At 44.5% G+C, this 25573-nt stretch carries 22 protein-coding genes; 11 read left to right on the top strand and 11 right to left on the bottom strand.

Annotation, left to right across the window (positions count from 1 at the left end):
• The first annotated feature begins 238 nt into the window (after window positions 1–238).
• Window positions 239–1183, top strand: coding sequence for a ribosome biogenesis GTPase YlqF (gene ylqF / locus MSG33_RS02820; protein WP_005376521.1), 945 nt, complete (start codon window positions 239–241; stop codon window positions 1181–1183).
• A gap of 340 nt (window positions 1184–1523) precedes the next feature.
• Complete coding sequence (cqsA, locus tag MSG33_RS02815; protein ID WP_161444694.1) at window positions 1524–2705, top strand: alpha-hydroxyketone-type quorum-sensing autoinducer synthase; 1182 nt, start codon at window positions 1524–1526, stop codon at window positions 2703–2705.
• Between the two features lie 103 nt (window positions 2706–2808).
• On the opposite strand, the gene MSG33_RS02810 is transcribed toward cqsA, so the two are convergent.
• Window positions 2809–4854, bottom strand: a complete 2046-nt coding sequence (locus MSG33_RS02810) for a hybrid sensor histidine kinase/response regulator (protein WP_248379773.1) — start codon at window positions 4852–4854, stop codon at window positions 2809–2811.
• A 367-nt stretch (window positions 4855–5221) separates the two neighbouring features.
• Here MSG33_RS02810 and MSG33_RS02805 point away from each other — a divergent pair, with 367 nt between their 5' ends.
• Window positions 5222–5839 carry an HAD family phosphatase gene (locus MSG33_RS02805; RefSeq protein ID WP_074190595.1) on the top strand — a complete coding sequence of 206 codons (618 nt, stop codon included), beginning with the start codon at window positions 5222–5224 and terminating at the stop codon, window positions 5837–5839.
• A gap of 86 nt (window positions 5840–5925) precedes the next feature.
• On the opposite strand, the gene MSG33_RS02800 is transcribed toward MSG33_RS02805, so the two are convergent.
• Window positions 5926–6474, bottom strand: coding sequence for a GNAT family N-acetyltransferase (locus MSG33_RS02800; protein WP_005398196.1), 549 nt, complete (start codon window positions 6472–6474; stop codon window positions 5926–5928).
• Window positions 6475–6746: 272 nt separating this feature from the next.
• On the opposite strand from MSG33_RS02800, the gene MSG33_RS02795 reads away from it, so the two are divergent.
• The 4 genes from MSG33_RS02795 to MSG33_RS02780 all read left to right on the top strand — a co-directional run bounded on the left by MSG33_RS02795 (window position 6747) and on the right by MSG33_RS02780 (window position 12299).
• Window positions 6747–7871, top strand: coding sequence for a fatty acid desaturase (locus MSG33_RS02795; protein WP_248379771.1), 1125 nt, complete (start codon window positions 6747–6749; stop codon window positions 7869–7871).
• Window positions 7872–8226: 355 nt separating this feature from the next.
• The gene (gene dcuC / locus MSG33_RS02790; RefSeq protein ID WP_005398199.1) at window positions 8227–9594 is read left to right on the top strand and encodes an anaerobic C4-dicarboxylate transporter DcuC; all 1368 of its coding nucleotides are present in this window, start codon (window positions 8227–8229) and stop codon (window positions 9592–9594) included.
• A gap of 225 nt (window positions 9595–9819) precedes the next feature.
• On the top strand, window positions 9820–10410 hold the full coding sequence (locus MSG33_RS02785) for a LemA family protein (protein ID WP_248379769.1): 591 nt from the start codon (window positions 9820–9822) through the stop codon (window positions 10408–10410).
• Window positions 10410–12299 (top strand): M48 family metallopeptidase, encoded by a 1890-nt coding sequence (locus tag MSG33_RS02780; protein ID WP_248379767.1) that lies wholly within the window; start codon window positions 10410–10412, stop codon window positions 12297–12299. Before MSG33_RS02785 ends, MSG33_RS02780 begins: the two co-directional genes overlap by 1 nt.
• Window positions 12300–12367: 68 nt before the next feature.
• Here MSG33_RS02780 and MSG33_RS02775 read toward each other — a convergent pair whose 3' ends face one another.
• Window positions 12368–12724, bottom strand: a complete 357-nt coding sequence (locus MSG33_RS02775) for a hypothetical protein (protein WP_005398137.1) — start codon at window positions 12722–12724, stop codon at window positions 12368–12370.
• A gap of 577 nt (window positions 12725–13301) precedes the next feature.
• On the opposite strand from MSG33_RS02775, the gene MSG33_RS02770 reads away from it, so the two are divergent.
• The 4 genes from MSG33_RS02770 (at window position 13302) to MSG33_RS02755 (ending at window position 17379) form a co-directional block, all read left to right on the top strand.
• Window positions 13302–14534: an OFA family MFS transporter gene (locus MSG33_RS02770; protein ID WP_248379765.1), complete on the top strand. Its 1233-nt coding sequence runs from the start codon at window positions 13302–13304 to the stop codon at window positions 14532–14534.
• A 67-nt stretch (window positions 14535–14601) separates the two neighbouring features.
• Window positions 14602–16215, top strand: a complete 1614-nt coding sequence (locus tag MSG33_RS02765) for a VRR-NUC domain-containing protein (protein WP_248379763.1) — start codon at window positions 14602–14604, stop codon at window positions 16213–16215.
• Between the two features lie 165 nt (window positions 16216–16380).
• Window positions 16381–17028, top strand: a complete 648-nt coding sequence (locus MSG33_RS02760) for an AcfA family outer membrane beta-barrel protein (RefSeq protein ID WP_248379761.1) — start codon at window positions 16381–16383, stop codon at window positions 17026–17028.
• Between the two features lie 15 nt (window positions 17029–17043).
• The gene (locus MSG33_RS02755) at window positions 17044–17379 is read left to right on the top strand and encodes a NirD/YgiW/YdeI family stress tolerance protein (protein WP_104973619.1); all 336 of its coding nucleotides are present in this window, start codon (window positions 17044–17046) and stop codon (window positions 17377–17379) included.
• A 76-nt stretch (window positions 17380–17455) separates the two neighbouring features.
• Here the strand turns inward: MSG33_RS02755 and yegS are convergent, their stop codons facing one another.
• The 8 genes from yegS to MSG33_RS02715 form a co-directional block, all read right to left on the bottom strand.
• Window positions 17456–18358, bottom strand: coding sequence for a lipid kinase YegS (gene yegS, locus MSG33_RS02750; RefSeq protein WP_248379759.1), 903 nt, complete (start codon window positions 18356–18358; stop codon window positions 17456–17458).
• Window positions 18359–18366: 8 nt separating this feature from the next.
• Window positions 18367–19272, bottom strand: a complete 906-nt coding sequence (locus MSG33_RS02745) for a LysR family transcriptional regulator (protein WP_167394213.1) — start codon at window positions 19270–19272, stop codon at window positions 18367–18369.
• Window positions 19273–19445: 173 nt separating this feature from the next.
• Window positions 19446–19871: a bifunctional diaminohydroxyphosphoribosylaminopyrimidine deaminase/5-amino-6-(5-phosphoribosylamino)uracil reductase RibD gene (locus tag MSG33_RS02740; protein ID WP_053806013.1), complete on the bottom strand. Its 426-nt coding sequence runs from the start codon at window positions 19869–19871 to the stop codon at window positions 19446–19448.
• 49 nt (window positions 19872–19920) lie between these two features.
• A complete protein-coding gene (locus MSG33_RS02735; protein ID WP_248379757.1) occupies window positions 19921–21237 on the bottom strand; it encodes a BatD family protein in 1317 nt (438 codons plus the stop codon).
• On the bottom strand, window positions 21234–22964 hold the full coding sequence (locus MSG33_RS02730; protein ID WP_248379755.1) for a VWA domain-containing protein: 1731 nt from the start codon (window positions 22962–22964) through the stop codon (window positions 21234–21236). The genes MSG33_RS02735 and MSG33_RS02730 overlap by 4 nt, the downstream gene beginning before the upstream one ends.
• Window positions 22957–24027, bottom strand: a complete 1071-nt coding sequence (locus MSG33_RS02725) for a VWA domain-containing protein (protein ID WP_005454055.1) — start codon at window positions 24025–24027, stop codon at window positions 22957–22959. Before MSG33_RS02725 ends, MSG33_RS02730 begins: the two co-directional genes overlap by 8 nt.
• Window positions 24020–24598, bottom strand: coding sequence for a DUF4381 domain-containing protein (locus MSG33_RS02720; protein WP_025632218.1), 579 nt, complete (start codon window positions 24596–24598; stop codon window positions 24020–24022). The genes MSG33_RS02725 and MSG33_RS02720 overlap by 8 nt, the downstream gene beginning before the upstream one ends.
• On the bottom strand, window positions 24599–25561 hold the full coding sequence (locus tag MSG33_RS02715) for a DUF58 domain-containing protein (RefSeq protein WP_248379754.1): 963 nt from the start codon (window positions 25559–25561) through the stop codon (window positions 24599–24601).
• Window positions 25562–25573 lie beyond the last annotated feature (12 nt).

Below are 25573 nucleotides of genomic sequence, written 5' to 3'. Positions count from 1 at the left end.
AACAAATGTTTGCTTGCTCGTTTGTAAACCGTGGCTTTTTGTCTCCATCTTGAATGCTTCGCCTTCATTCCATGATAAACTAGCTCATTAACACGAAAGAAACGCTCAACTTTGCGGTACAGAGCCACAAAAGTAAGTACGGTTTTAACACACTCTGTCTAAAACTATGCTGCTCGAAGCTCAAATTACTACTCGTACGCCCGTTGGAGCAGTAAGAAAATTAAGGTATTAAATTCAAATGGTTAATAACTCAATCCAGTGGTTTCCTGGCCACATGCACAAAGCACGTAAAGAGATCGAAGAAGCAATCCCACAAGTGGATGTGATCATCGAAGTACTGGATGCTCGTATTCCTTTCAGTAGTGAAAACCCTTTGATTTCTCAAATCCGTGGTGACAAGCCGGTCGTTAAAGTCTTGAACAAGCGTGATTTGGCCGATCCTGAGTTAACTCAATTATGGATTGAGCACTTGGAGCAAGAGCAACACGTAAAAGCAATGGCAATCACGACGTCAGAACCGCAAGAAGTGCATCGAATCATGGAGCTTTGCCGTAAACTTGCCCCACACCGTGAAGAGATCGGTAAAAACATTCGTACCATGATCATGGGCATCCCAAACGTTGGGAAATCGACAATCATCAATACTCTAGCTGGTCGAACGATCGCGGTGACAGGTAACCAGCCAGCGGTAACACGTCGTCAACAGCGCATCAACCTGCAAAATGGCATCGTTTTATCCGATACGCCAGGGATTCTGTGGCCTAAAGTGGAAAACCCACACAGTGGCTTCCGTTTAGCTGCTACTGGCGCTGTAAAAGATACTGCGATGGAATACGACGAGGTTGCGTTTTACACCATTGAGTACCTAGCAGCCCACTATGCAGACAAGCTTAAAGAGCGTTACCAAATCGAAGAGCTTCCTGAATCAGATATCGAGATCATGGAAGAAATTGGTCGTCGCCGTGGCGCACTACGCGCAGGTGGACGTGTGGACTTGCACAAAGTATCAGAGATTTTGTTGCACGAACTTCGCCAAGGCACACTAGGCCAAATTACACTAGAGCGCCCAGAAATGATCACTCAAGAGCTGATTGAAGTCGAGATTGAAACCGCTCGTAAAGAAGAAGAAAAAGCGAAGCGTAAAGAAGAGCGCCGCAAGCGCTATCTACGTAATAAGCGATAAACTGATATTATCTTTTCCCAATTATATTTTAAGGCGCGATTTTCGCGCCTTTTTTGTTATCTAATGCGCCCATTTTTTCACTTTTCAAACTTTATATTCCTCATACAAAATCCAGATATGAAGCACGAAAAAAACACCGCAAAATCGCCGTATAAACTTTAAGCACAAACTAGTTTAGACCCCGGGCCCCTATAGAGTTACAGCCACCATCCAACCCTCAAATGTCGAGTTTGCAAGGGTCTGCAAACTTATGCAACCTGGTTAGTGACACTCTCCCCAAAATCCGCAATATGAATAAGTGTCAGCGCTGGCGTTTTTCCATATGAAGAAGAGATTTATTATGAGTGAAACTATACAAAGCAAACCACTTCCTTCCTTTATTGAGGAACGCCTAGATTTTCATATTCAAGATCTAATTGAACCGAACGAGAACAAGAAACACCTTGTTCTTGGTAAACGTCCACCGTGTAATGCCGTTGTTATGCAAAGCAATGATTACCTTGCACTGTCCCATAACAAGGAGATTCAAAACGCGCATCGTGATGCGATTTCTCAACACGATGACAACGTCGTGATGTCCGCGATTTTCTTGCAAGATGATGAATCAAAACCTGCATTTGAAACTCAACTAGCCAGTTTTGTCGGCATGCCTAGCTGTCTGCTTTCTCAATCAGGATGGGCTGCGAATGTCGGTTTATTACAGACTATTTGTGCACCGAACATACCTGTGTATATCGACTTCTTTGCGCATATGTCTTTATGGGAAGGTGCACGTATCGCAGGAGCACAAATTCATCCGTTCATGCATAACAACACCAACCACTTGCGAAAACAGATTTCACGCCATGGTTCGGGAATTATTGTTGTGGATTCGGTTTACAGCACTATCGGAACCATTGCTCCTCTACGTGATATCTACGAAATAGCACAAGAGTTTGACTGCGGCTTAGTTGTGGATGAATCGCACTCGTTAGGTACGCACGGTACGCAAGGCGCTGGGCTACTGCAAGAGCTGGATTTGACTCATATGGTGGATTTTGTAACCGTAAGTCTTGCAAAGACATTTGCTTATCGTGCTGGCGCAATTTTAGGTGCAGAAAAGCTGGCTAAGACGCTTCCATTTGTCGCGTATCCTGCCATTTTCAGCTCCACCGTGTTACCGCAAGAAATTATTCGGTTAGAAAAAACACTGGACGTCATAAAAAAAGCCGATGACAAGCGGGAGATTTTGTTTAAAAGAGCGAAGTCTCTAGCCGTTGGTTTAAAACGTATTGGGTTTACTATTCGCAGTGAGTCGCAAATTATCGCGCTAGAATGTGGCAACGAAAGAAACACTGAGCGAGTTCGCGACTTTCTAGAAGAAAGGAATGTCTTTGGTGCAGTTTTCTGTCGCCCTGCAACAGGAAGAAACAAGAACATCATTCGTTTTTCTGTCAATGCGGACATGACTGCCGCCGAAGTCGATCACGTTCTTTCCGCCTGCCAAGAAGCGTTTGTTCATCCCGATCTAGAGTTTGTATAAGCTAGAGTGTAGGTAAAAATAAAGAGCTCAGCAGTTTTGCTGAGCTCTTTATCCGTATTCGCGTTATGATCAACTCGTCTCGAGATAACACAGTTGCGAGTGATTAAATCCAGTTTGCGATTTTGTCGAATAAGCGATTTTTATCCGCTGGTTTTACGATAAAGCCAGACATGCCAGAAGAGCCTATTTTGTCCAGCGTAACAGGTGAGCTATCCCCAGTATGCGCAATAATAGGTACCGACGCATAGTTTTTATCCGAGCTTCGAATTCGCCTTGAAGCTTCTACACCATCCATGATGGGCATCTCGATATCCATAAGAATGAGGTCAACGTTCTCTTGCTCTAATGTATCCAGTGCTTGCTGCCCGTCTTCTTTCTGAATCACTTCAAAGCCCTGCTTTTCGAGTAACATCGCGGTAAATTTTCGCAAAGATTCGTTATCATCCACGACCATAATTGTCCGCTTATTTGACGTATCCAAAGCCACTGAGGCCGTTGGTGTCGATACATAGCTTGAATCATACAAGAGACGGTCAATGGTTGGCTTAGTATTCAATAACCAGGCTTGAGTCTCGACCCAAATAGGCTCATATGCCGCTTTGCATGCTCTCTGTGTCGGGTGATGCTCAAAAAGATAAACGATACGAGCTTCCGTGAAAGACAAAAGAGATTCTAATCTATCCAATTGGTTTGCTCTTGCATCCAAGCTCTCAAGATCGATAAAAATCAGGTCGAATTCGAACTCATACTCTTTCTTTTTGAGCACTTGATTAACATCTAAGATCGTTGATTCAAAACCCATAAAACGGCTAATGTCCGTCACTTTCGACACAAGAATATCTTGATTAGTCACCGTTAGGATGGTTTTGAGTTTGGTCAAATCGTTTTTAATTTCAGTCACGATATCAGATGTGATCGGCGGGAAAGTTAACGTGAACTGAGACCACTCACCTAGCTGAGACTGGCATTCAATGTTACCTCCAAAAGAACGCATCACTTTTTTACAAAATGGCAAACCCAAACCATAGCTGCCTGACTTACCAGTTGTGTAAAAGTCCTGAAATATATTACGTAGGACATCAGGAGCAATACCAGCACCATTATCGGTTACAACGATTTGGTTTGAGTGCTCCGTGCTCGTCATGGACACATGTATGTGGAAATCTTCAGACGTGCGATGATGGAAGGCGTTCTTGAAAAGGTTATACATAACGTATTTGAGTAAGGTATCGCTACCAAGAAAATCAAACTCACTTCTCGCATCTAGGGATATAGCAAAGCGATCCGTCGCACGCTTATAACTAAAGCTTTCAATCGCTTTTTCAACCACAGAGTGAGCAGAATGCTTTTGAAAACTGGATCGCGAGACACGGTTTTCGTCTATCGATGTCAGAAGTAAATCTATCGTCTCGTTGCCCGACTGGATGATGTTCATCGCATCCTCACTAACTTCACGCAGCAGGGTGACATCCTCTCCACTCATTAGATATTGGTCTTTCTCGGCTTCTTTTTTATTGGGTAAGACTGATTGGATAACATCGATTGACGTGCAAAGGCCACTTAAAGGGTTACGCATTTCATGCGCAATTCCGGCCCCGAATGACTTAGCCAGCGACACCTTCGCTTCGTGCTCCACTTGGTTCCGAAAATAGAATAAATTGCCAAATACATAAATAAAGAGAAAGATTGGCACATGCGTCCAGTCCATTGTTAAATCGAGATGAAACCCTTTCGCCACCCAAGCAAAGAACGTCGCTAAACCTATTCCGGCAAAAGTTTGAGCGAACATAACTCTTGTGACATGAACCAATAGAATGTGCAAGAAAATCGCGGACATAAAGGACATGACCCAAACATTGGACCAGTCATTCATCAGTAACATATAGAAAAAGAAAAACGGTAAGCAGATCGTTATCGTCACTTGGTAGTAAATATGGATATATTTTCGCCACGTTGACGACAGGCGATTTCTAAAAATGATGCCAAAGAACAATAGTGAACAAAACAATCTGAGCGGCAAGTTTTCATAAGCCTGTGGGAAAACAAAATCCCAAACAAAGTAGTACAGCGGAAAGCCAAGAAACCCCATCCAACCAACGAGAGTCAGGTTGGGTTCTGCATATTGATAAACCTTACGTATCGAGTCCATATTATCTATTTTGCCTACTCCGCCTGACGTCCCAATAGTGTGATTTGCATTCATTCTTATCGTTTTATTATTAAGTAATTATATATTACTTAACGCTTATAAGCAGCGCGAAATGGCGCAAATATTTCGCGACGCTTGTCTTTAATTTCAATCTTTTAAGATAGCGACACTTGATTTACAACCAAATAAATGAAGTTGCATATAGTTTAGTGTAATTTTGCGATAATCGCGTTGTATCCTAAGGGATGTTAATCTCATATACGTTCGAGACATTTAAACAGCGCCTTTGGCTCGAACTTCCAAAGATTTAACGACAGCACTCACTGTGGATGTAACGCGGTGATGAACAATTGGCTTGGGGTGTGTTATGGAACCTTTACAAATAAAAAACGTAATTTTTGATGTGGGAAATGTATTAGTACGCTGGTCTCCGGTAGAGATTGTTCGCTTAACATTTGGTCACTCAGTAGAAGCGGAAAAAATGGCCCAGTTGCTGTTTTCATCACAAATCTGGAAAGACTTAAACAAAGGAATCATTTCCGAAGAGGAAGCCAAACTGTGCTATCAACGTGAGCACAAAGTGACAGCGGAAGAAATGGACCGCTTTTTTTACTACGTAAAACATACACAAATATTACTTTACGGCAGTGTCGAACTGCTAAAAAGAATAAAAAGTGCAGGATATCGCGTTTATGCGCTCACAGACAACGTCAACGAAATTGTTGAGCATCTTCGTGCTACCTATGAATTCTGGCCGCTGTTTGAAGGTGCAATCATCTCTTCTGAAGTGCAGTTACTAAAGCCACAAGCTGAGATCTACCAAGCCCTACTTTCAACATATCAGCTTCAGGCCGAGGAAACGGTATTTCTTGATGATATGCCATACAACGTCGAAGGGGCCCGAGCGGTAGGCATGGAAGCCATTCAATTTGAAAATGCTCAGCAATGCGAGTCAGAGCTAAAAGCCATGGGGCTTTGCTTTTAAGTCGCCCACTGAAACACAAAACTTTAGGACAGGCACAAAAAAGAGCAGCGTTGATGCTGCTCTTATTGCTAAGCTAAAACGTCAGACTAGGAGTAAATAACGTTTTCTTCTATCCCACTAACTAATGACTGAGCATTCTTCCAACGGAATACCTTCTCCAATACTTCTGTACCACCTGGCGCACGCCAAGTTCGCTCTTGACATTCTTGACCTCCAATATGGCGGTAGAATTCAATTGCAGAAATGTTTTGCGATACGACTTCTAGATAAAGACCAGTGTCTTTAAAGTACTGTTGCTGCCATTCTGCGACAGCAAGTAATAGCTGTTTGCCAATACCACGACCACGGTAGCTGTCATCAACATGCAGTGCGTCAATAAAGGTTCCACGCTCGAAGTCATGGTTGCCAAACACACAAACGAAGCCGAGCAACAAACCACCCTCTTCCGCCAAGACAATGTGCTGGTTGAATGGTGGGTTGGTCAGACGGGTTTGCCAGATCAGTAGTTTGTCGTCAATCGCCTCTTTATCAAGATAGTTATCACTAAGAATGCCACGATAATGACGCTTCCAACTATCCGCATGAAGATGCGCAATGCGCTCGTAGTCCTTATATTCCGCTAATCGTAAATCCATTACGTATTCCTATTTTCTTACATTTTTTGCTTCTTTATAGAGTCTCGGCATATTCCACCTTTATAACACTTGTTTCTTGGCAGATTTTATACACCTTAAGCCAGAGCTCATTTTTTAATACTACTCATTATTCAATTAAAAGCAAAATATCCCATCAAGTTCCTTAATGTACATCCAAAGGAACAGTCACATTTGTCTAACTTTAATTTGACTTACACGTGTACGCTGATATTCTGGCGAACAGTTGTTAGCTCAAAGTTAGGAATACACCTGTGACTCAAAACAAACCACCCATTATCTGGTTGAATACATTGATATTTTCTTCCAGTTTTGTTCTGACTTTTATTGTAATGCCTTGGTATGCATATCATTTTGGACTGGGTTGGGAGCATCTAGTTTGGGGAGTGATGGCATTCAGTTTTACGAATCTTTCTATTACAGCAGGCTATCACCGACTCTGGAGCCATAAAACATACGAAGCTCATCCAATTTTACGTGCTATTTTTGCGATTGGAGGAGCATTTTCTTTGCAAAATAGTGCATTACACTGGTCTTCTGATCATCGTGTACACCACAAGCATGTCGACAATAACGACAAAGATCCTTACTCAGCGAAACGTGGCTTTTGGTATTCTCATATTGGTTGGATGTTACGCGACTACAACAAATCGCAGGAAAACGAATACACCAACTGCCGCGATTTAAAACGTGACAAAATCGTCATGTGGCAACATAAGTACTATGTTCCACTTGCTCTACTCACCAATATTGGCTTTCCGGTCGCTCTTGGAATTATCTACGGCGATATTTGGGGTATGTTATTAGTAGTTGGTGCCGCTCGACTCTTTATGAGCCACCACACGACCTTTTTCATTAACTCACTTGCGCATGTTTGGGGAAAGCAGACTTTCACGGACAAAAACACCGCTCGCGACAACGGCGTGTTAGCCTTTTTCACATTTGGTGAGGGCTACCACAATTTCCATCATATCTTCGAGAATGACTATCGTAATGGTGTGTATTGGTGGCATTACGACCCGACAAAGTGGTTGATTAAGTCTTGTTCTTGGCTTGGACTCACATCTAAGTTGCGCACAACGCCTACATTTAGAATTGAAAAAGCTCGCGTAACTCAACTCTTGAAGAAAGCAAAAGAAAAACTGGGAGCAAAACCGAATACGCAAACGATTCTTGATCAGTTACAACACGAGTTTGATGCGCTAGTTCATCACATGCAGGAATATTATGAAATGCGCAAGGAAGTACTCGGTGCAAAAACAGCCAGTGTGGTAAAAAAATACGAGTGCTCTGTGACAAAGATAAAGTATCAGCAAATCAAAGCGGAGTTCGAGCGGCAACAACGCAGTTGGAACCTCATGGTGCGCCGATACGCTTAACTTAACCCATCCTTACGATTTAGCTTCGCTTCGGCGAAGCTTTTTTGTTGCAAGGATTATTACCCTCTTCCAACTCACTGAGTTGTTTCTTTTTCTCATTTTGAATCAATTCCCTCACTATTTATTCAAATTTCTGGTCATATTTTCCTTCCTGCAAACAGCTTCAAACCAGCACATAACACTTAGAAAACCAAATTCCAACAATACAATCTAACGAAATTAATTATTAAATTATTATTTGTCTCAGATCATGCAAGCCCCATATTTGTCTCGTGCCACAGTTAAGAATTCTGTAAATTCCTTATCATAAACTGAAACAGTTTCTTTCTTTTTTTCATAACATTCGGAGATCCCTATGTTAGAGCTCTTAATTGGCTTAGTTGTCACCATTGCTGTGGGTTACTTTATCGTCAAAGGCTATAAAGCAGCGGGCGTGTTACTGACGGCTGGTATTGCTTTACTTCTTATGACTGGCGTATTGGGGCATGACGTGCTGCCCTCAAAAATCACCTCAACCGGTAACATGGTGACAGACGCGCTAGAATACGTGAAATACATGCTACAATACCGCGGCGGCGGCCTTGGTATGCAAATCATGTTGCTATGTGGCTTCGCTTCCTATATGACTCACATCGGCGCGAATAACGTTGTAGTGAAACAGTTCTCTAAACCGCTTTCTGTTATCAAGTCTCCTTATGTCCTTTTGGTAGCGGCTTACATTGTGGCGTGTTTGATGTCTCTTGCGGTAAGTTCTGCAACTGGCCTTGGCGTACTATTAATGGCGACATTGTTCCCAATGATGGTCGCGATGGGGATCTCTCGTCCAGCAGCGGTTGCAGTTTGTGCCTCTCCTGCGGCAATCATTCTTTCTCCAACCTCTGGTGATGTGGTGATCGCCGCCGAAAAATCTGGCTTGGCGCTTGATGTGTTTGCGGTACAAACAGTGTTGCCTGTTTCTATTTGCGCAATCATCGTGATGGCTGCCGCGGCTTTCTTCTGGAACAAATACTTAGATAAGAAAGAAAATACGCCAATGGAAAAAATTGACGTATCAGAGATCAAAGCCGATGCACCAGCGTTTTATGCGGCACTGCCATTTCTACCTATCATCGGCGTGTTCCTATTCAACGGTCGTACCATTCCAGGACTTAGCCTAGACATTTACACTATTGTGGTCGGTTCGATTTTCCTTGGCGCTCTGATCCATTACGTTGTAAATAAGTTTGATGGTAAGAAATCACTGGAAGATTTAGATTCTTGTTACGCTGGCATGGCTGACGCGTTCAAAGGCGTTGTGATGCTTTTGGTTGCAGCGGGGGTTTTTGCTCAAGGTCTAATGTCTATCGGCGCTATCGATAACCTACTTCACCTTGCAGACAATGCAGGTGCAGGCGGTGTTGCTTTAATGCTTATCCTTACTGCATTGACAGTTGCAGCAGCAATTGCAACGGGGTCTGGTAACGCGCCTTTCTATGCATTTGTAGAGTTGGCACCATCTTTGGCTGCGAAAATGGGACTAAACCCAGCGTTCCTAATTATCCCGATGCTTCAAGCATCAAACCTAGGTCGTACTATCTCACCAGTGTCTGGCGTAATCGTTGCGACATCAGGTATGGCGAACATCAGCCCGTTTGAGGTTGTAAAACGAACATCTGTTCCGGTTCTTGCTGGTCTTATCACAGTTATAATTGGTACTATGGTGCTTGTTCCAATGAGTGCCTAACGGCATCGCCAATATTGCTTATCGACAAGGCCCAGCTTCTAGCTGGGCCCTTTTTTTTCATCTCTCCAGTGCCATTATTCTTTCTGTATTGCTTTGTAAATGCATTTTAATTGTTACTCAACTCGTGACATATTTCTCGGTTATTACATCGCTTCTTCAGAAGCATTTGCGTAATATCTCAACAGTTTATATAAGAACTGAATACATTAAAAAATGGGATTTATTATGACTGCATTTATTGTCTTTATCGTTATTGTCCTGCTCGTTGTGGTGTACGCCGTCAGTATCTACAACAAGCTCGTTACTCTACAAAACCGTTTCAAAAACAGCTTCGCTCAAATAGAGGTTCAATTAAAACGTCGATACGATTTGATTCCGAACTTAGTTAATACTGCAAAAGGCTATATGGAACACGAAAAAGAAACATTTGAACTTGTCATCCAAGCTCGTAATCAAGCAATTGCTGGCCTGAAAGCAGCCAGTGACGCGCCTGGTAGTGATGCGGCAATTAGCCAACTAAACCAAGCAGAAGGCATGCTGCAAAGTGCGTTGGGCAAACTTAATGTTGTAGTGGAAGCCTACCCTGAGCTTAAAGCAAATGAAACCATGAGTCAGCTTCAAGAAGAATTAACCAGCACTGAAAACAAAGTTGCGTTTGCTCGCCAAGCATTTAATGATGCGGTAACCAGCTACAACACATACAAACAAACGTTCCCGCCCGTGTTGTTTTCCAACGCATTCGGATTCCAAGATGGCAAACTGTTAGAGTTTTCTGACAGTGCTGAAATACAAGCAGCCCCAAAGGTTGAGTTCTAATGAATTTCTTTGACCATCAAGATACCGCGCGTCAACGCACTGGGCTTTTGGTGTTCCTGTTTTCCTTAGCAGTTGTCACCATCACTGGTTTGGTAAGCGTATTATCGATTGGTATCTATTACGGAGTAACAGGCGAACACTTTGATCAAGAAACCGCACTTACCTACGTCTTGTTGTGCTTTGCTGGCGTATTGCTGGTTGTTACGATAAGTTCAATGGTTCGCTTATCCGCCCTCACCTCCAATGGAGGCCGAGGGGTTGCTGAGAGCATAGGTGGCAAGCTGATTTCCTCAAACACCTTAGATGCAAAACATAGACAACTGCTCAACGTTGTGGAAGAAATGGCTATTGCATCTGGCATTCCGGTTCCTCCCGTCTATGTGATGCAGGAAGAGCGCGGTATCAATGCTTTCGCAGCAGGCATGAGCATTGATGATGCCGTCATCGGCGTCACACAAGGCGCAATGGATAGCTTCACGCGAGATGAACTACAAGGTGTCATTGCTCATGAATTCAGCCATATCTTAAACGGAGATATGCGTTTGAATACGCGTCTTATCGGCGTACTGTTTGGCATCACTTGCATTGCACATTTTGGACACTTGGTCTTAGATAACACTCATCATACGAGTCGCGTATCAAGAAGTTCTTCCGATTCCGATAAAGGCTTTGCGGTTATCATGCTGATTGCGATTATCTGTTTGGTTCTGGGCTGGATTGGCACCTTGTTTGGCTCGATGATCAAAGCCGCAATCTCTCGTCAACGTGAATTTCTCGCTGATGCCAGTGCCGTTCAATTTACTCGAAACGATCAAGGCATTGCTGGTGCACTCAAGAAAATTGGTAGTCATATGGCGGGTTCTTCATTGAATACAAAAGCAAGCGATGAGATGAGCCATATGATGTTTGGTCAAAGCAAACTCTCCGGCTTTTCTGGCCTATTTGCTACTCACCCTCCACTAGAAGAACGGATTCGCCGAATTGAACCTGGTTGGGATGGAAGTTTTTCTCAAAGTTCGCATCGTCCAACGACAAGCTTTGAGAATGATAACGTTAGTGGATTCACATCAGGGACATCGACACAACCTGAGAAACCAACCACCGCAGAACTCAGCGAAGTAGGTCAACAACTACTTAACCAACTTCCTTCCGAACTTGTCGACATCGCTCGTGAACCATACAGTGCGCGCTTTATTGCTTTTGCCTTGATATTTGATGGCAGTGAACTCCAGCGAGAGATGATAAAAAGTCATATCCCAAATGTGTCTCAAGCACAATTATTACCATGGCTAGATTATGATTTGCCTCTTCATCTACGCTTTCCATTACTCGAACTCTCCATCCCTGCCTTGAAATCGCTGAGTGAGGGTCAGAAAAACAGACTGTGCCAGGTGCTACGTGAACTCTCTCAAACTGATGATCACTACTCACTCGCAGAATGGTGTGTCATCAACTTATTGGAGAAGCAACTACTCGAATCGTATGGATGTACAAAACAGATCCAATCTTTAAAGCAATTAAAAGAGAGTGTGTTTTGGCTACTGCGCGAATTGGCTTGGGTTAGTCACTCTCAACCGGAAGACGCTCAACGTGCATTTAGCAGCGCCCTAACCTGTTTGGGCTTTAATGATGCAGAGTTACAACCCGCAAATAAGAACTGGGGCCTAAATCGCGCTGCTTTAGAGCTCCTACTGCAACTCAAACCGAAAAGTCGTCGCTTGTTCGTAAAAGCGTGTCGATTAGCGATTGAATCGGATGGAAAGGTTACCGTTGCGGAAGGAGAACTCTATAGGGTAATCGCCTGCTTCTTAGAAGTTCCAGAGCCGCCACTAACAGTATCAGTCAATACAGGACAAACCCTACCGAGCCAAACACAACAAGCTAACTGACTTAGCTTTAAACAAAAACGCCAGCAAAAGTGCTGGCGTTTTTTCATTATGTTTTCTTATTTGACGATTTACGCTGACTTAAATCGATCAGGGATCTTAGTGATACTCTCTCGATAACTAAACCATAAGTAGGTCACGGCGAGAGAGAAGAATAAATACGAAAGTGCGAATACGATTGGAGATGTAATTAATTCAGCCGACATTCCCCACATCACACCAACAACCGTTATCGTCAACTTAGAAAGCATGCCGCAAATTAGTAAGAATAAAGCAAGCTGTGGAAAGCGCGAGCTACGGAATGCAAAGAAATAACAGCTCCCTACCGCTAGAGAAGCAATAGATAGACCCAACATAAATGAATGGATGTGGTCTGCAGATGCGACACCAGCAGATACCGAAGCCATGAGTAATAGGAACAGTTTCATAAGTCACCTCACAACAAGTCTAAAAAAGCATCCCTTCATAAATGAAATCTCATTTTTCGCTATATTCTGCTCCTATAATCTGCAATTACAAGTGACTTTTTTGTTCACTTAATGCACAAAAAACCTAATCAGCTCTAGTTATTACAAAAGGTTAACAATTTAAATTTAAGAAACCCTTTACATCCAATACTTACGGCGACAAGACGATATTTCAGTCATTTTTGTTACAGGGAGTTAACACGGTAACATTTTGAAATTTTTTATATGAAATGTGAGCTGTGCACCCAGCTGCGCACTGAATTCTCTGTTTTGACTAGTCCCTCGTTCCTAACAACAAAAATCATCACTTTTTGATAACACTCCAACCACATACAAAACCATGAATTCACATCCGCTTTTAATGTTTCAAATTATTTTATCAGTAACGGCAAAAAGAGATTCCAATCACATATTTATTGGTTATAATCCGCGCTCATTGCGTTAATCGTTGAAAAACGCAAACTAATTTTGAGAAAAAACATCTTTAAACCAACCCTCTTTGCGGCATTGCCAACAAGAGGAAAAACTGAGAATAAAAATGAGCAAGATTGATAAAGCTATGCGCATCCTGTTAGCAGGGTTCTGTATCAACCTTTGTCTTGGCATCCTGTATGCTTGGAGTGTATTCAACAAGGCACTGGTAACTGAATCAGGCTGGAGTGCTGCAGAAGCTTCTGCACCTTACGCAACTGCAACCATCACTTTCTCGATCTGTCTTCTTGTTGCAGGTATTCTTCAAGACCGCATGGGTCCGCGTATGATCCTTATCCTAGGTACTGTTCTTACAGGTCTAGGCATGATCGCATCTGGCTTTGTTGACACTCCACTCATGCTGAACATTACCTTCGGTGTGATCACAGGTGCAGGTATCGGTTTTGGCTACGCATGCCTATCACCTTCTGCAATGAAATGGTTCCACGCTTCGAAGAAAGGCATGGTTAACGGCATTATTGCGGCTGGTTTCGGTCTAGCGGCTATCTACCTAGCACCAGTAACATCATCATTGATCGACAGCATGGGCATTCAAACGAGCTTTATGGTTCTTGGTGTTGGTATCCTAGCGATTGCGGTTCCTCTTGCAGCAACCATCAATAACCCACCAGCAGACTACACGCCTGCAGAGCCTAAAGTAAAAGAAGGTCAAGCACCTAAAGTGGTTAAAAAGTCAGATGACCTAACTTGGAAAGCAATGCTGAAGACGCCACAGTTCTACTCTCTATGGATCATGTACGCGTTCGCAGCTTCTGTTGGTCTAATGATCATCGGTAACATCACGACCATCGCAAGCGTTCAAGCAAACTTGCCAAACGCGGTTTACCTAGCGTCTATTCTTGCTGTATTTAACTCAGGCGGCCGTGTTGCTGCGGGTATGCTTGCAGATAAAATCGGCGGTGTTCGTACGCTCCTACTTGCGTTCGTCCTACAAGGCGTAAACATGGTGTTGTTCGCAACGTTCGACTCTGAGTTCACTCTGATCATTGGCACTGCGATCGCAGCGGTAGGTTACGGTACACTTCTAGCGGTATTCCCTACTCTAACGGCCGAGTTCTACGGTTTGAAAAACTACGGAACTAACTACGGCGTGCTTTACACTGCATGGGGTATCGGTGGTGCAATCGGCGCAGCAGTTGTTGGCTTCTCTATGACGAACGGCGAAGGCTACACCTTGGCTTACACTATTTCTTCAGCAATGATGGCAGTATGTATCGTACTTGCGTTCATCACTAAGCCACTGTCTGAAGCGAAGGTAGCGCAGCTAAAAAACGCATAATTGCGAATTGATTTGATAGCGAAAAGGCTTAACCTATGGGTTAAGCCTTTTTTGTTATCGGTCGTTTATGGAAAGCCCTATCGAACTTGCACCAGACTACTATCTAGAAAACTTCTTTAAGCTGACTCACCACGCAGTAACCTGGTACAGCGATTTACTGGCTGAGGAAGAACACGCTTGGCTTTGCTCGTTTGATTCCTTGAGCAAACACGCCCAATGCCTGTTGGTGCGTTTATACAGCCGAAAAGGGTGTTGGTTTCGAAGTGATAAGCTGAGTTATCAAGAAATACCTTCTATCAATGAAGCACTGGCAGAATTGAGTCAACATGAGTTTGTGGCCCTTTCCCCAACACTCTCTCATCAAGAGTTAGCGTCTAACTTACTGACGAAACCGGAGATCTCTGCACTTTACCCAGAGCTACCGAAGTCATTAAAGAAAGATGCCCTTGTAGAGCGTTTAAGCAACACGGAATTTGATCGTTTTGAGCAGCTTGAGTTTACGATCATCAAACTCAATTCAGCTCACATGATCGACGTATTACTCACCCTGTTTTTTGCCAACACTCATCAAGACTTAAGTCAGTTTGTGCTTGATGACTTAGGTCTACATCAGTTCGAGCAATACCAATTGAGTAAAGTGCGCCGTTTCTTTGATTCACGTGAGCAAATAGACCGCTTAATTGAACTAAGCCAACTGGCCAACCTGTACTGGCAATTTGATCGAAAAGACAAAGCGAACCTCGACTTATTAATTGAGGCAATGCCTCAGCCCGTTAATCACCATTACGTAGATCGTAAACGCGAACACATGTTGAATGACATTGCGCGAGACTATGAGCGTATTAATGAGCTAGAGACCGCCCTATCTCTATTTAGCCAAACTCAGCTCGCTCCGAGCCGAGAACGACGAGCACGTATCTATGACAAACTAAACCAAGATGATTTATTTAGTGACATTGTCACAGAGATGCTGCAGTCGCCAATTGATGTGTCTGAGCTCGAAGTCGCACAAAAACTTGAGCAACGGTTGAAGCGAAAACAAGGCGCGAAAGTACCAAGAGTAGCGAAGCCACTCTGCTCCGAATACCATATTGAACTGGATTTATCTCAACAACGAGTCGAGCTTGCCAGTAAAGCGTATTTTGAGTCCTTAGGCTGGAATGTGTTTTACGCTGAAAATGCGTTGCTCAACTCGCTACTGGGGCTTACATTCTGGGATGCGATTTTTGCTCCTATTGAAGGGGCATTCATTAACGCTTATCAACACCGTCCTTTAGATTTATATCACTCAGATTTTGTTACCAAGCGCCAAGCTTTGATAGACACCGCTTTTGCCGAACTAGAAGCGGGCAACACCCAGACGTTATTGACAAAATACGATGAGAAGTTTGGCATTAGTAATCCATTTGTACATTGGAATTTAATAAGTAAAGAGCTACTCGAAACAGCGCTCAACACCATCCCAACCAATATGCTGATGGCGCTGTTCAAAATACAATTGAGCGACCTTAAGCTTTACCGTAATGGGATGCCGGATCTCATTGCTTTTAAAGAAAATGAGTTCGAGTGGATTGAAGTGAAAGGCCCTGGCGATAAACTCCAGGATAACCAATGGCGTTGGATCAAAGAGTTTACTCGCCTTAATGTCCCGTTTGCGGTGTGTTACGTCGCAGCAACTTAGCTTACTCTATATAAAGAGCTTGGTGTTTGTTCACTCAAACCGCCCCTCGGTTATCGCCCCTTGCTCTTTTTTCTAAAAATTTTTTCGTTTCTTCACGATCGCTTCACGCTTCTTCACACAAAATGCGCTTCTACTCACTAAGTTGATTTGAAGAGGCAAAATAAAATGAACAAAACACTTCTTGCGTTACTTGTTACCTGCTCAGTTTCGGTATCTGCGGCTCCTTATGTAGGTCTCGAATATGGACTAGGCACCACTGACCATGATTTGGAACCTCACTTTTCAACTGACAACGTAACACTCAACCCTGAGCTTGAAGACGGTATTTTCTCAGGTTTTGTCGGTTACGCGTTCAATGACAACTGGGCGCTAGAGTTGGGCTACAGCCAATTTGACCTTGATGATAATCGTTCAAAGAACCTTGGTATCAAACAAATTGATGGCAAAGATTACCATCATGAAATGGATTGGGATGCGTCAATCAAAGCCAAGCAAGTGTCGCTGTCTCCAGTGTTTAGCTATGCATTAAATGATAAGTGGACTACAAAATTCAAAGCCGGTTTAACTTACACACAATACGATGCCAAGGTTTCTAAACATCAAGAATATGAGCTTGTCGCGAATGATGATGTAGAAATGAACAACACGCTTTTCCACAACACAGAGAAAAACAACGAGCTAGGCGCAATGTTCTCAGTGGGTGCGGAATACCGAATTTTCCCGCAGTTCACCATTGGTGCAAACGTAAAATATCAACTAGACAGCTACGCAAACACGGCATCCTTTAACGTAGGCACAACTTATTACTTCTAATTTAAGGAGACGATAATGAAAAAAATGATTTTAGCATCCATGTTTGCCCTACTTTCAAGCTCAGCTTTCGCCGCGTTTAATGGTCCAGAAATAAGCGTAATTAATTCGGTGAAAGAGGCGCACAACGCAACCGACGACAGCGCAGTCATGTTAACCGGGCACATTGTTCAATCTCTTGGTAACGAGACTTACTTGTTCAAAGATGAGACTGGTGAAATCGAAGTGGAAATCGACAATGAAGATTGGATGGGGCTAGACGTTGGTCCAAACGATAAAGTGACGATTCGAGGCGAAGTTGACTCAGAGTGGACAACCACGCAGATCGACGTAGAGACCATTCAAAAGCTTTAATTCGCCTGACACCTCAACACAAACAACACAGCCACATATTGGAGGCTGTGTTGTTTATGAGCCGGAAACTACTCGTTTAGCTGGTCAAGCAAGGACAATCTTGCGGCAAGACTAATCGTATACTCTTAGGCTGAACATCAAACCGTATTGTTCTCGAATGATATGGCTCACCATCTAAATTAAGCGGTAGTGGATTTGGGAAGTCTATCTCCAACCAGCTTGCTCTTGTGTGTTTTACAAACTCACCTTTCTCGCTAGGATTATTGATCTCTTCGATAACTTTCGGCAGCTCGTGAGGTAAGAATGGACGCACCAATGTTAGATCCATCAAGCCATCATTAATCATCGCTTTCGATGCTAACTCTTGCCCACCTCCAGCTAAGCGACCATTGCAGAAAGCGCCAAGCAACATTTCTCCCTGATAAGCCCCGCCTTCAATTGTTATTGTTCCGTCATAAGGTTTAAAGCCGAGCGCTTTTACAACACCAGTTAGTGTATAAGCGCCGCCACCAAGAAAGTTTTTAAGTTCAACAGGCGTTTCTGCCGTAACTTCTGCGCCAAACCCTGCTGTTGCCACGTTAATAAAGTAGCGATCGTTAGCCTTGACACAATCGACCAAAGCAGACTGCCCTTCTACGGCGAGAGATAAAGACGCCTTGATAGAAGCTGGCACTTGAATCGCGGTGGCAAAATCATTTGCGGTACCAAGAGGGATAATGCCTAACTCAGGACGTTTTTCTTCTTCAATTTGGATAATCGCAGAAGCCGCCTCATTGACGGTCCCATCGCCACCAGCGACAACAATACGTTCAATCCCTTCATCAACCGCTTCTTTCACCAAGCGCGGCATGTCTTGAGATTCCCAAGTCACCCGCACTTGCACATCGACGCCCTTGTCTCTCATTTTCATGATTGCATCTCTTAACTCTGGGTTCCCAGCTTTTTTGCCGTTAAGGATGGCACGTATTGTCTTCTTCATTGCACTTCCTATTGGTTGATGGTTTTCCCTGCTTGTTTAATCTGTGATCGCAACCACTGATGGGCACTGTCGTTTGTCCGACTAGGATGCCATATTGTACAGAGCTCATAGGTTTGTTCATCAAATGGCATAGATAAAGATTTAACATGATAGGTGTGGTTGAACAAGTTGATCATCGACTCGGGCATTAAACCAATATATTCACTACCGCAGATAACAGGTAGCATTTCCAATACGCCAGAAGCTCGATACTTTACCTTTCTTTTGTCCAAGTCGACAATATCATCGGCGTTTAACAAGCTCTTACGACTCTGCCACTGCGAAACCACCACATGTTCTTCTTCAAAAAATTGTTCAGCCGTAATCTCGTCCTTTAAGCGTGGGTGCTCCTCGCTAGACACCACCACCAAGCGCTCAGTAAGCACAGTTTCAACTTTTAAAACTGTTCGTGCTCTTGGCGCGATATCAATGATCAAGTCGTAACGTTGCAAACGCAGATCGCTTTCAAAATCTTCTGTAAAGAGTGGATGAACCTCTAAAGCAATATGTGGTGCCAACTCACGGATCTGTTTCATAACTTGAGGGAGCAACTCAAAACTTGCAACAGAGACACAAGCAATGGAAAACACTCGATTCGACACTTTAGGGTCAAATTCGCTAGAAGCCGTCAGAGTTGAAGTAAAGTTTTGCACCGAAGTAAGCAGCGCAGGGTAAATATCCATAGCAAAAGAGGTAGGTTCTACCCCCTTGGTACAGCGATGAAATAAAGGTTCGTCATAAATATCACGAAGGCGTGCCAACGCTTTGCTGACTGCGGGCTGCGTGATGCTGAGACGTGCAGCCGCTTTAGATAAGTTCCCCTCTTCATAAATGGCAATAAAGATGGGGATAAGATTCAGATCGGTCGGTTTCATGCTATTAAATTTTTCGAAAATCACTTTCTCTATTTTAATCTAACAGCATGATAGTTAACGTAGCCAAGTACAAGAAATGGGCGGTACGACCTGTTTTAATGAGTTTTAACTCAATTTTAACGTGCTCCATTCACCTCATAAGTGAGCAGCTACCGTGCAAGCCAAAGCTTACATTAAGATTTGCCTAAATATGGGGTAAGAAACTCGCTGACTTCCTCGCCGCATAAACCAATTTCTACCTCAATACCGGCTTGTTTTAGAATCTCGATACCTCGACCACTGTTGCGCGGATCTGGATCCAACATGGCTACGACGACTTTGCCAATACCGGATTTTACTAATGTCACCGCGCAAGCTGGCGTGCGACCTACAAACGAACACGGTTCGAGCGTAACGTATGCCGTCACCGCTTCTAACGAGCCTTGATATGCATTCAGCGCTTCTACTTCCGCGTGGTTGCCACCAATAGCTTGAGTATGACCTTCTGAAACGATTTGATTGTCTTTCACTAACACGCAGCCAACTGGCGGGTTGGGTTGACATTCAGGAAGCGCATTTTTGGACACTTCCAATGCGCGGCGCATAAACTCTTGGCTCATTTGAACTCTATTCTCTAATAAAAACGAGGCGCTATATTAGCGCCCCGTTTTATTCATTGCCATCTCTTCCAATGACTTTGTCCAGTCCTGGTAACGCTCGCGGTATACGGAATTTAAAACGTTGTTGTTTGGTCTGGATCTTGCGCCACATCGACTTCATTAAATGAGCGCTATTTTCACCATTTTGCATTCGCGACGCACTTTTTTGCCACGATTCACTCGTATCGGCTTTGGTCATTTCCAGCTCTGCCGTATTTAAACGTAATTGTTTGTACAATACGGCCCTTGCTTCAGACCAACGTTTAGCCTTTAACAAAAGGTGGAACGTCAACCATGCTGGTGTCGGTCTGTTGCGGTAGTAACGTTTAATAGCTACCAATGAAACAGTCACAAAACCCAGCAATACAAGCGTGGATACAATCCATGCAAAGTACGTTTTGATGAAGGATTTCAACGTGAGCTTCGCAGCAAATGTTTTGCCCTCTAACACCACCGTTTCCACTTGTTGAGTCTTACTGTTCCACCAACGGAACTCATAATCTGGCAGGGTTAATTCACCACCTTGTTGAATCACGTACACACTCTCTTCTGTGCGTGTTGACTGGTAATCACCACGTGTTTGCGTATCTGTAAGACGGTGCGGTTGAGGATACGCTTGGTAACGGGTTGTTGATTCTCCTTTCAGCAAGTCTGGTAACAACACAGATAGTGAATCTTGAGCCGAAATGGTGATTTTACGCGTGATTGCATCCCCAACTTTGAGTGACTCAATGGAGGTTTCCCACTCTTGTTTTACGTCTACGTGCGTTGCAGAAAACCAAGGCGTATCACCGCTCAACAATCCCGATGGCAAGACAGTTTTGAACTTAATCGGCTGCGTGTAGAGTGTGCCTGACACCTTCTCGCCGTCCGGCGCTGACACCTGAACGCCCACTGCGACAGGTGGAATCACAAAATCACCAGATGCTTGCGGATACAAAGTCACTTCCCAGCGTTGACGCGACCAAGTTTGTCCGCCCTTGCGCTCCGTGAAGTTAGTGGCTAACTGATTACGCTGTTTGGCGATAACATTGGGCATTTCAATACTGCCAATTCGCGTCCCACCCGTAAACCAGCGCGGCGTTGCCACTTCGATGGTTAAAATGACTTGCTCGTTGACACTAAAACTTGGCGTTTTACGCTTTTCTCCAGCCGTTGGTTGTTGACCAACCCACGCTTGCAACTCAACACCATGATTGCGTTGAAGATCGTAAATATCCTGAGCGAAAACGTGACGACTTACGAACAGACTCAAACAAACCACTAACCATGCTACTATCCGTGCAGGAAGTACAAAAGAGGTAACGCGATGGACATTCATCATCATTGGGCAGCCTCCTCTGTATTGTGTTCCGTTGTCGTAGTTGAGCTACCCGTTGTTGGCGAGCGTAATTGAATTTGGAATTTAGCCCGTAAGAAATACTTCGGATCCGCTTCGACTCGCTTTAGCCACTTGTCGGCTAATTCTTGGCTACCTAAGATATCGTCTGCGCTTAACGTCTCTTTAATCATCAACTCCGCTGACGTTTGTTCATCCGCTCCTTCTGCGGTTTGAGGGTTGTCGCCTAGCTCGGTTGACGCCTCTTGCTCTGTTCCGGCTTGACTTTCACTCATCTGATTTATCTCATCGACGATGCCAGCAATCACTTTCAAGTTGTGCTCAACATCAGGTCTTAACGACTCGCTCAATGTTGGCTTGCTGGCTAAGGATTTTAACAAGTCGCGAGCAGCCAAATATTCACGTTGGCGCGCCAATGCGCTCGCCGCATTGTAAAGACCGTAATCTCTAACCTCTTCGGACGGGTCGTTTTGCATTTCCAAAAACGCACTGTGCGCGAGCTCAAACTCGCTAGCGTAGTAGTACGCAGTGCCTTTGCGTAATGGATCGACAAAGTGTTTTGCAGCTTCTAAATACGCTTGTTGGTTGAACAAACGCTGTCCTTGTTGGTCTGGCGTCAGCCACAAATCCCACCACCATTGCGCCACCTTGTCGAAGGTCGTCACTTTTTGCACAACTTGTGGCTGCTCGGCTTTCACAGAAATGTTCTCCGCCATTGCACTGGTCGGCATCAAAAGTGTACCGCTCACCATTACGATCACGCACCACTGCACTAACCACCCTTTTCTAAACCACAGCATCATGATCAACGCGATTGGGAACAGCAGTTGATAACCCATGTCTTTCCAAGGCATTGAAGATTCGCCATTAAGCTGCATATTGCGCTCAACGTATTGATTCAGTTGTTCGATGTCACTGTTATCGACCGTCACTTCCACCAATCGACCGTTGGTCTGGCTGGCCAGTTTTTGCAGAGAATCCAAATCCATCGGGTTGTTACTCACGATGTCTGTATTCCCCGCAGCAAGAATTAACAGTTGATAAGGTTTGCCTGAAAAATACGCTTGGTATTGCTTAATCGTGGCCGGGTTCACGCCGTCGCTCACCAACAAAGCGGTGGAGCCTGGTTGACCTTGCAATTGTTGATCAATTAACGGCAAGGCTTTTTCAGCAAGCTTACCTTGCACGGGCATGATTTCTGGCGTAATGGCCGCCAAGAATGGGTCAAACACTTTGCTGTCTTGAGTCACAGGCATCGCCACATGAGCACTGCCCGCAAGCACGACTAAACCCGTTTTTCCGCCTTTTCGCGCAACTAACAAATCGCGTATTTTCTGTTTGGAACGCTCAAGGCGGCTTGGTGGGAGATCTTTTTGCAGCATCGAGTCGCTGTTATCAAGCACCACAAGCAGAGAGGCTTTATCTTCACCAAAGGGAGAAGATTCACGTTGCCACGTTGGGCCTGCACAAATCACAATGGCGATTAGCACAATCAGCATCAAGAGCTTAAGCGGCAGTTGCTTGCGCCAACCTCGCTCGCCAATCGTCAAAGCATTGCGTAAATGTTCGGGCAGAATATCCTTCCAGCTTGGTTTGCTTTCTTCTCGCCAGCGCAACCACACCAAGAAAAACATGGGGATCAAAGCCATTAACCACAGCGGTCGAATAAAATGAAACTGCGTAAAGAATTGCGTCCAACTAAGAGAATCAAACATCGCTCTCTCCTAATGATGATCGTGTTGCAGCCCTTCTTTTGAGTGTCGCGACGCTGAACGCGAGTAAATGCATGATGACCACTAACGCCATCAAGTAATGGTGAAGACTTTGTTTTGGGCGGTATGTGGTGCTTTCGTAAAGTTGAGGTTCCAGTTTGCCAATCTCGTCGTAGGCAGCCGACAGTTCATCACGATTGAGTGCTTCAAACGCTTCACCGCCGGATTCTTTCGCAATGCGATGAATCGTGTCCATATCCAACGCGGTTTCACCTATCGTTTCCGGATCACCCATCGCAATCACGTGCACTCGCACGCCTTTGGCTTTCGCAACTTTCGCCGCATCAATCGGTTCGACAAAGCTGCCCGTGTCGTTACCATCGGTTAATACAATCGCGACTTTTTCACGGTTTTGATCTTGTTCTAAAGCACCACGCGACTTATCGCTTTGCTCAAAAACTTTAATCGCTAGGCCAATCGCATCACCAAGATGGGTACTCTGCCCTGCCATCGCCACATCGGTTTGGTTAAGCAGTTCGAGCCACACTTTTTGGTCTGCGGTAAATGGCGTTTGTACAAAAGCGGCATCACCAAAAAGAACCAAGCCTAATCGGTCACCTTTACGAGACTGAACAAACTCCGTCAGCACTTCTTTTGCCGCATCAAGGCGAGAAATTTTTTCGCCCGTACGAGAGGTGAAATCAGGCTCAGCCATGGAACCCGAAAGATCCACCACGACCATCACATCGCGCCCTAAACTCTCGCGAACTTGAGGCTCGCCTAACACGGTGGGTTTGGCCATCGCACACACCACAAAAAGCCATGAGAGAATTAACGTTGCTCGTTGCCACCAGCTTGGGGTTAACTGGCTTGCACCTTCTGATGGCGTCTCGCCAATCGCTTCCACCAACTGACTAAAAAACGGCACTTTGATCGCCATTTGCTTAGTGCGATATGCAGGCACCAAGTAGTACACCACCAATGGCAGCGGCAAAATCAGAAACCACATTGGGTGAGCAAATTCAAAACCAGACAAACCAGTTAGCGATACAAGAAGATCATTCATGTTGACCTCCCTGATTTGCTTTGCGTTTCAATAATGGAGATTTCTTTGCCGCGCTTTTTTGAGCATCACAACGGTGTTCACTCACCCAGTTTTTCGCACGAGCAATAAGCGTTAATCGCTCTTCGTTGGTTAGCATAACGCTTGGGTCAACAATACTTTGTAACCAGCGCTTTGAAAGCTCATCATTAAAGACCACTTGCGAGTTTGCTTGAGAATCTCCGGTTTGCGGATATAGCGCATCGAGCTTTCGCAAAAAGGCGGTATCAAACAATTTCGCGTTACGGCTATCAACATGAATCAACACAATTTTAAGCACAGAGAACAATGCTTTAGGCATGCCTTTGTCGCTCGGTTTGATTTGCGAAATCGCCAACAGAGCTTCTTGTCGGTAGCGGTTACACCACCACTGTTGAGCCAAACGATACGCAACATACACCAGTGCAATGAGTGCAACCGCCGCTAAAATTTTCCAGCCAATAGTTTGCGGATACCAACTCACGCTTGGTGGCACGGCCACATCATGTAGCTCTCTGAGTATATAGGTACTCGGAGGCGTAGGAAGACCACTCATTTAACGCCCTCCTACCAGTTTTTGAAATTGTTTAATGTGCTCGCTAGTCGTATCGAGTTCAATGTGCGGAAGGTGTTTCATCGCCATAAGTTGAGAGAGTGATTGACGCTGTAAGCTGGTTCGAGCCTCAAGCTTTGCGCTCGCGGCTTCTACCTTTGCTTTGCTGTCTAAATTGAGTTGATACTGCCCATCACCAACCACCCATTTCGATTTTGCCAAATCGTCTGGTAGCGCTTGTTCTAATGGGTCACTGACCATCACTGCGAGAACATCGTTGTGCTGTTGTAGCTGTTTAAGGTGGTCAAGATGGTGCTCCTCGCAGTCGCTCCAGTCGCTGATAAAAATCAATGTGGATTGTTTGAGCTTCATGCGTTTAATGAGCTCAATCCATTGACTGAACGTCACTTTTTCGGAATTGCGGGAGTCCACATTGAGCGATTGATTGGCTTTAGCGAGACGCTTAAGTTGAGCCAGAAGATCGTTTTGCGAACGCTGCGCCTTGCTGTGAAACAACGCCTGTTGGGATGCAATGACAAAACCAATTCGGTCGCCATCTTTTAACACACGCCACCCGCACATGGCCGCGATTTCTGCCGCGACAACCGATTTCATGACTTGTGTCGAAGCAAAAAACATTGCGCTGCGCTGGTCGACACACACGATCACGTTGCGATCTTTTTCTTCGGTGTAGCTGCGCACGTGCGGCTTGCCTGTGCGCATCGTGACTTTCCAATCCAGGTTACGAATGTCGTCACCCAATTGATAATGGCGCAGTTCTTCGAAGTTCAATCCACGACCGCGAAACAGCGAATTGTGGCGGCCTGAGAGTACGCTACCCACTTTTAGATGAGGAAGTAAACTGAATGATTCTGCCTGTGCTTGCAGACGTACTAAGCGAGCGTAATCGCAGTACAAACGGGGATCCATCCCCTGTGATTTTGGCGCAAGAGTTGGCTTAGCCATAATGCCTCCCGC

Source organism: Vibrio sp. 1CM7H, assembly GCF_023161645.1.
GTDB classification, from domain to species: Bacteria; Pseudomonadota; Gammaproteobacteria; order Enterobacterales; family Vibrionaceae; genus Vibrio; species Vibrio diabolicus.
The sequence above is the reverse complement of the archived record's forward strand: the minus strand, read 5'-3'. Positions and strand labels throughout refer to the sequence as shown.

Bases quoted from the DNA above. Each gene is read 5' to 3' on its own strand.
- ylqF (WP_005376521.1), top strand. From the start codon at position 239: ATGGTTAATAACTCAATCCAGTGGTTTCCTGGCCACATGCACAAAGCA.
- cqsA (WP_161444694.1), top strand. From the start codon at position 1,524: ATGAGTGAAACTATACAAAGCAAACCACTTCCTTCCTTTATTGAGGAA.
- MSG33_RS02810 (WP_248379773.1), bottom strand. From the start codon at position 4,854: ATGGACTCGATACGTAAGGTTTATCAATATGCAGAACCCAACCTGACT.
- MSG33_RS02805 (WP_074190595.1), top strand. From the start codon at position 5,222: ATGGAACCTTTACAAATAAAAAACGTAATTTTTGATGTGGGAAATGTA.
- MSG33_RS02800 (WP_005398196.1), bottom strand. From the start codon at position 6,474: ATGGATTTACGATTAGCGGAATATAAGGACTACGAGCGCATTGCGCAT.
- dcuC (WP_005398199.1), top strand. From the start codon at position 8,227: ATGTTAGAGCTCTTAATTGGCTTAGTTGTCACCATTGCTGTGGGTTAC.
- MSG33_RS02785 (WP_248379769.1), top strand. From the start codon at position 9,820: ATGACTGCATTTATTGTCTTTATCGTTATTGTCCTGCTCGTTGTGGTG.
- MSG33_RS02780 (WP_248379767.1), top strand. From the start codon at position 10,410: ATGAATTTCTTTGACCATCAAGATACCGCGCGTCAACGCACTGGGCTT.
- MSG33_RS02775 (WP_005398137.1), bottom strand. From the start codon at position 12,724: ATGAAACTGTTCCTATTACTCATGGCTTCGGTATCTGCTGGTGTCGCA.
- MSG33_RS02770 (WP_248379765.1), top strand. From the start codon at position 13,302: ATGAGCAAGATTGATAAAGCTATGCGCATCCTGTTAGCAGGGTTCTGT.
- MSG33_RS02765 (WP_248379763.1), top strand. From the start codon at position 14,602: ATGGAAAGCCCTATCGAACTTGCACCAGACTACTATCTAGAAAACTTC.
- MSG33_RS02760 (WP_248379761.1), top strand. From the start codon at position 16,381: ATGAACAAAACACTTCTTGCGTTACTTGTTACCTGCTCAGTTTCGGTA.
- MSG33_RS02755 (WP_104973619.1), top strand. From the start codon at position 17,044: ATGAAAAAAATGATTTTAGCATCCATGTTTGCCCTACTTTCAAGCTCA.
- yegS (WP_248379759.1), bottom strand. From the start codon at position 18,358: ATGAAGAAGACAATACGTGCCATCCTTAACGGCAAAAAAGCTGGGAAC.
- MSG33_RS02745 (WP_167394213.1), bottom strand. From the start codon at position 19,272: ATGAAACCGACCGATCTGAATCTTATCCCCATCTTTATTGCCATTTAT.
- MSG33_RS02740 (WP_053806013.1), bottom strand. From the start codon at position 19,871: ATGAGCCAAGAGTTTATGCGCCGCGCATTGGAAGTGTCCAAAAATGCG.
- MSG33_RS02735 (WP_248379757.1), bottom strand. From the start codon at position 21,237: ATGATGATGAATGTCCATCGCGTTACCTCTTTTGTACTTCCTGCACGG.
- MSG33_RS02730 (WP_248379755.1), bottom strand. From the start codon at position 22,964: ATGTTTGATTCTCTTAGTTGGACGCAATTCTTTACGCAGTTTCATTTT.
- MSG33_RS02725 (WP_005454055.1), bottom strand. From the start codon at position 24,027: ATGAATGATCTTCTTGTATCGCTAACTGGTTTGTCTGGTTTTGAATTT.
- MSG33_RS02720 (WP_025632218.1), bottom strand. From the start codon at position 24,598: ATGAGTGGTCTTCCTACGCCTCCGAGTACCTATATACTCAGAGAGCTA.
- MSG33_RS02715 (WP_248379754.1), bottom strand. From the start codon at position 25,561: ATGGCTAAGCCAACTCTTGCGCCAAAATCACAGGGGATGGATCCCCGT.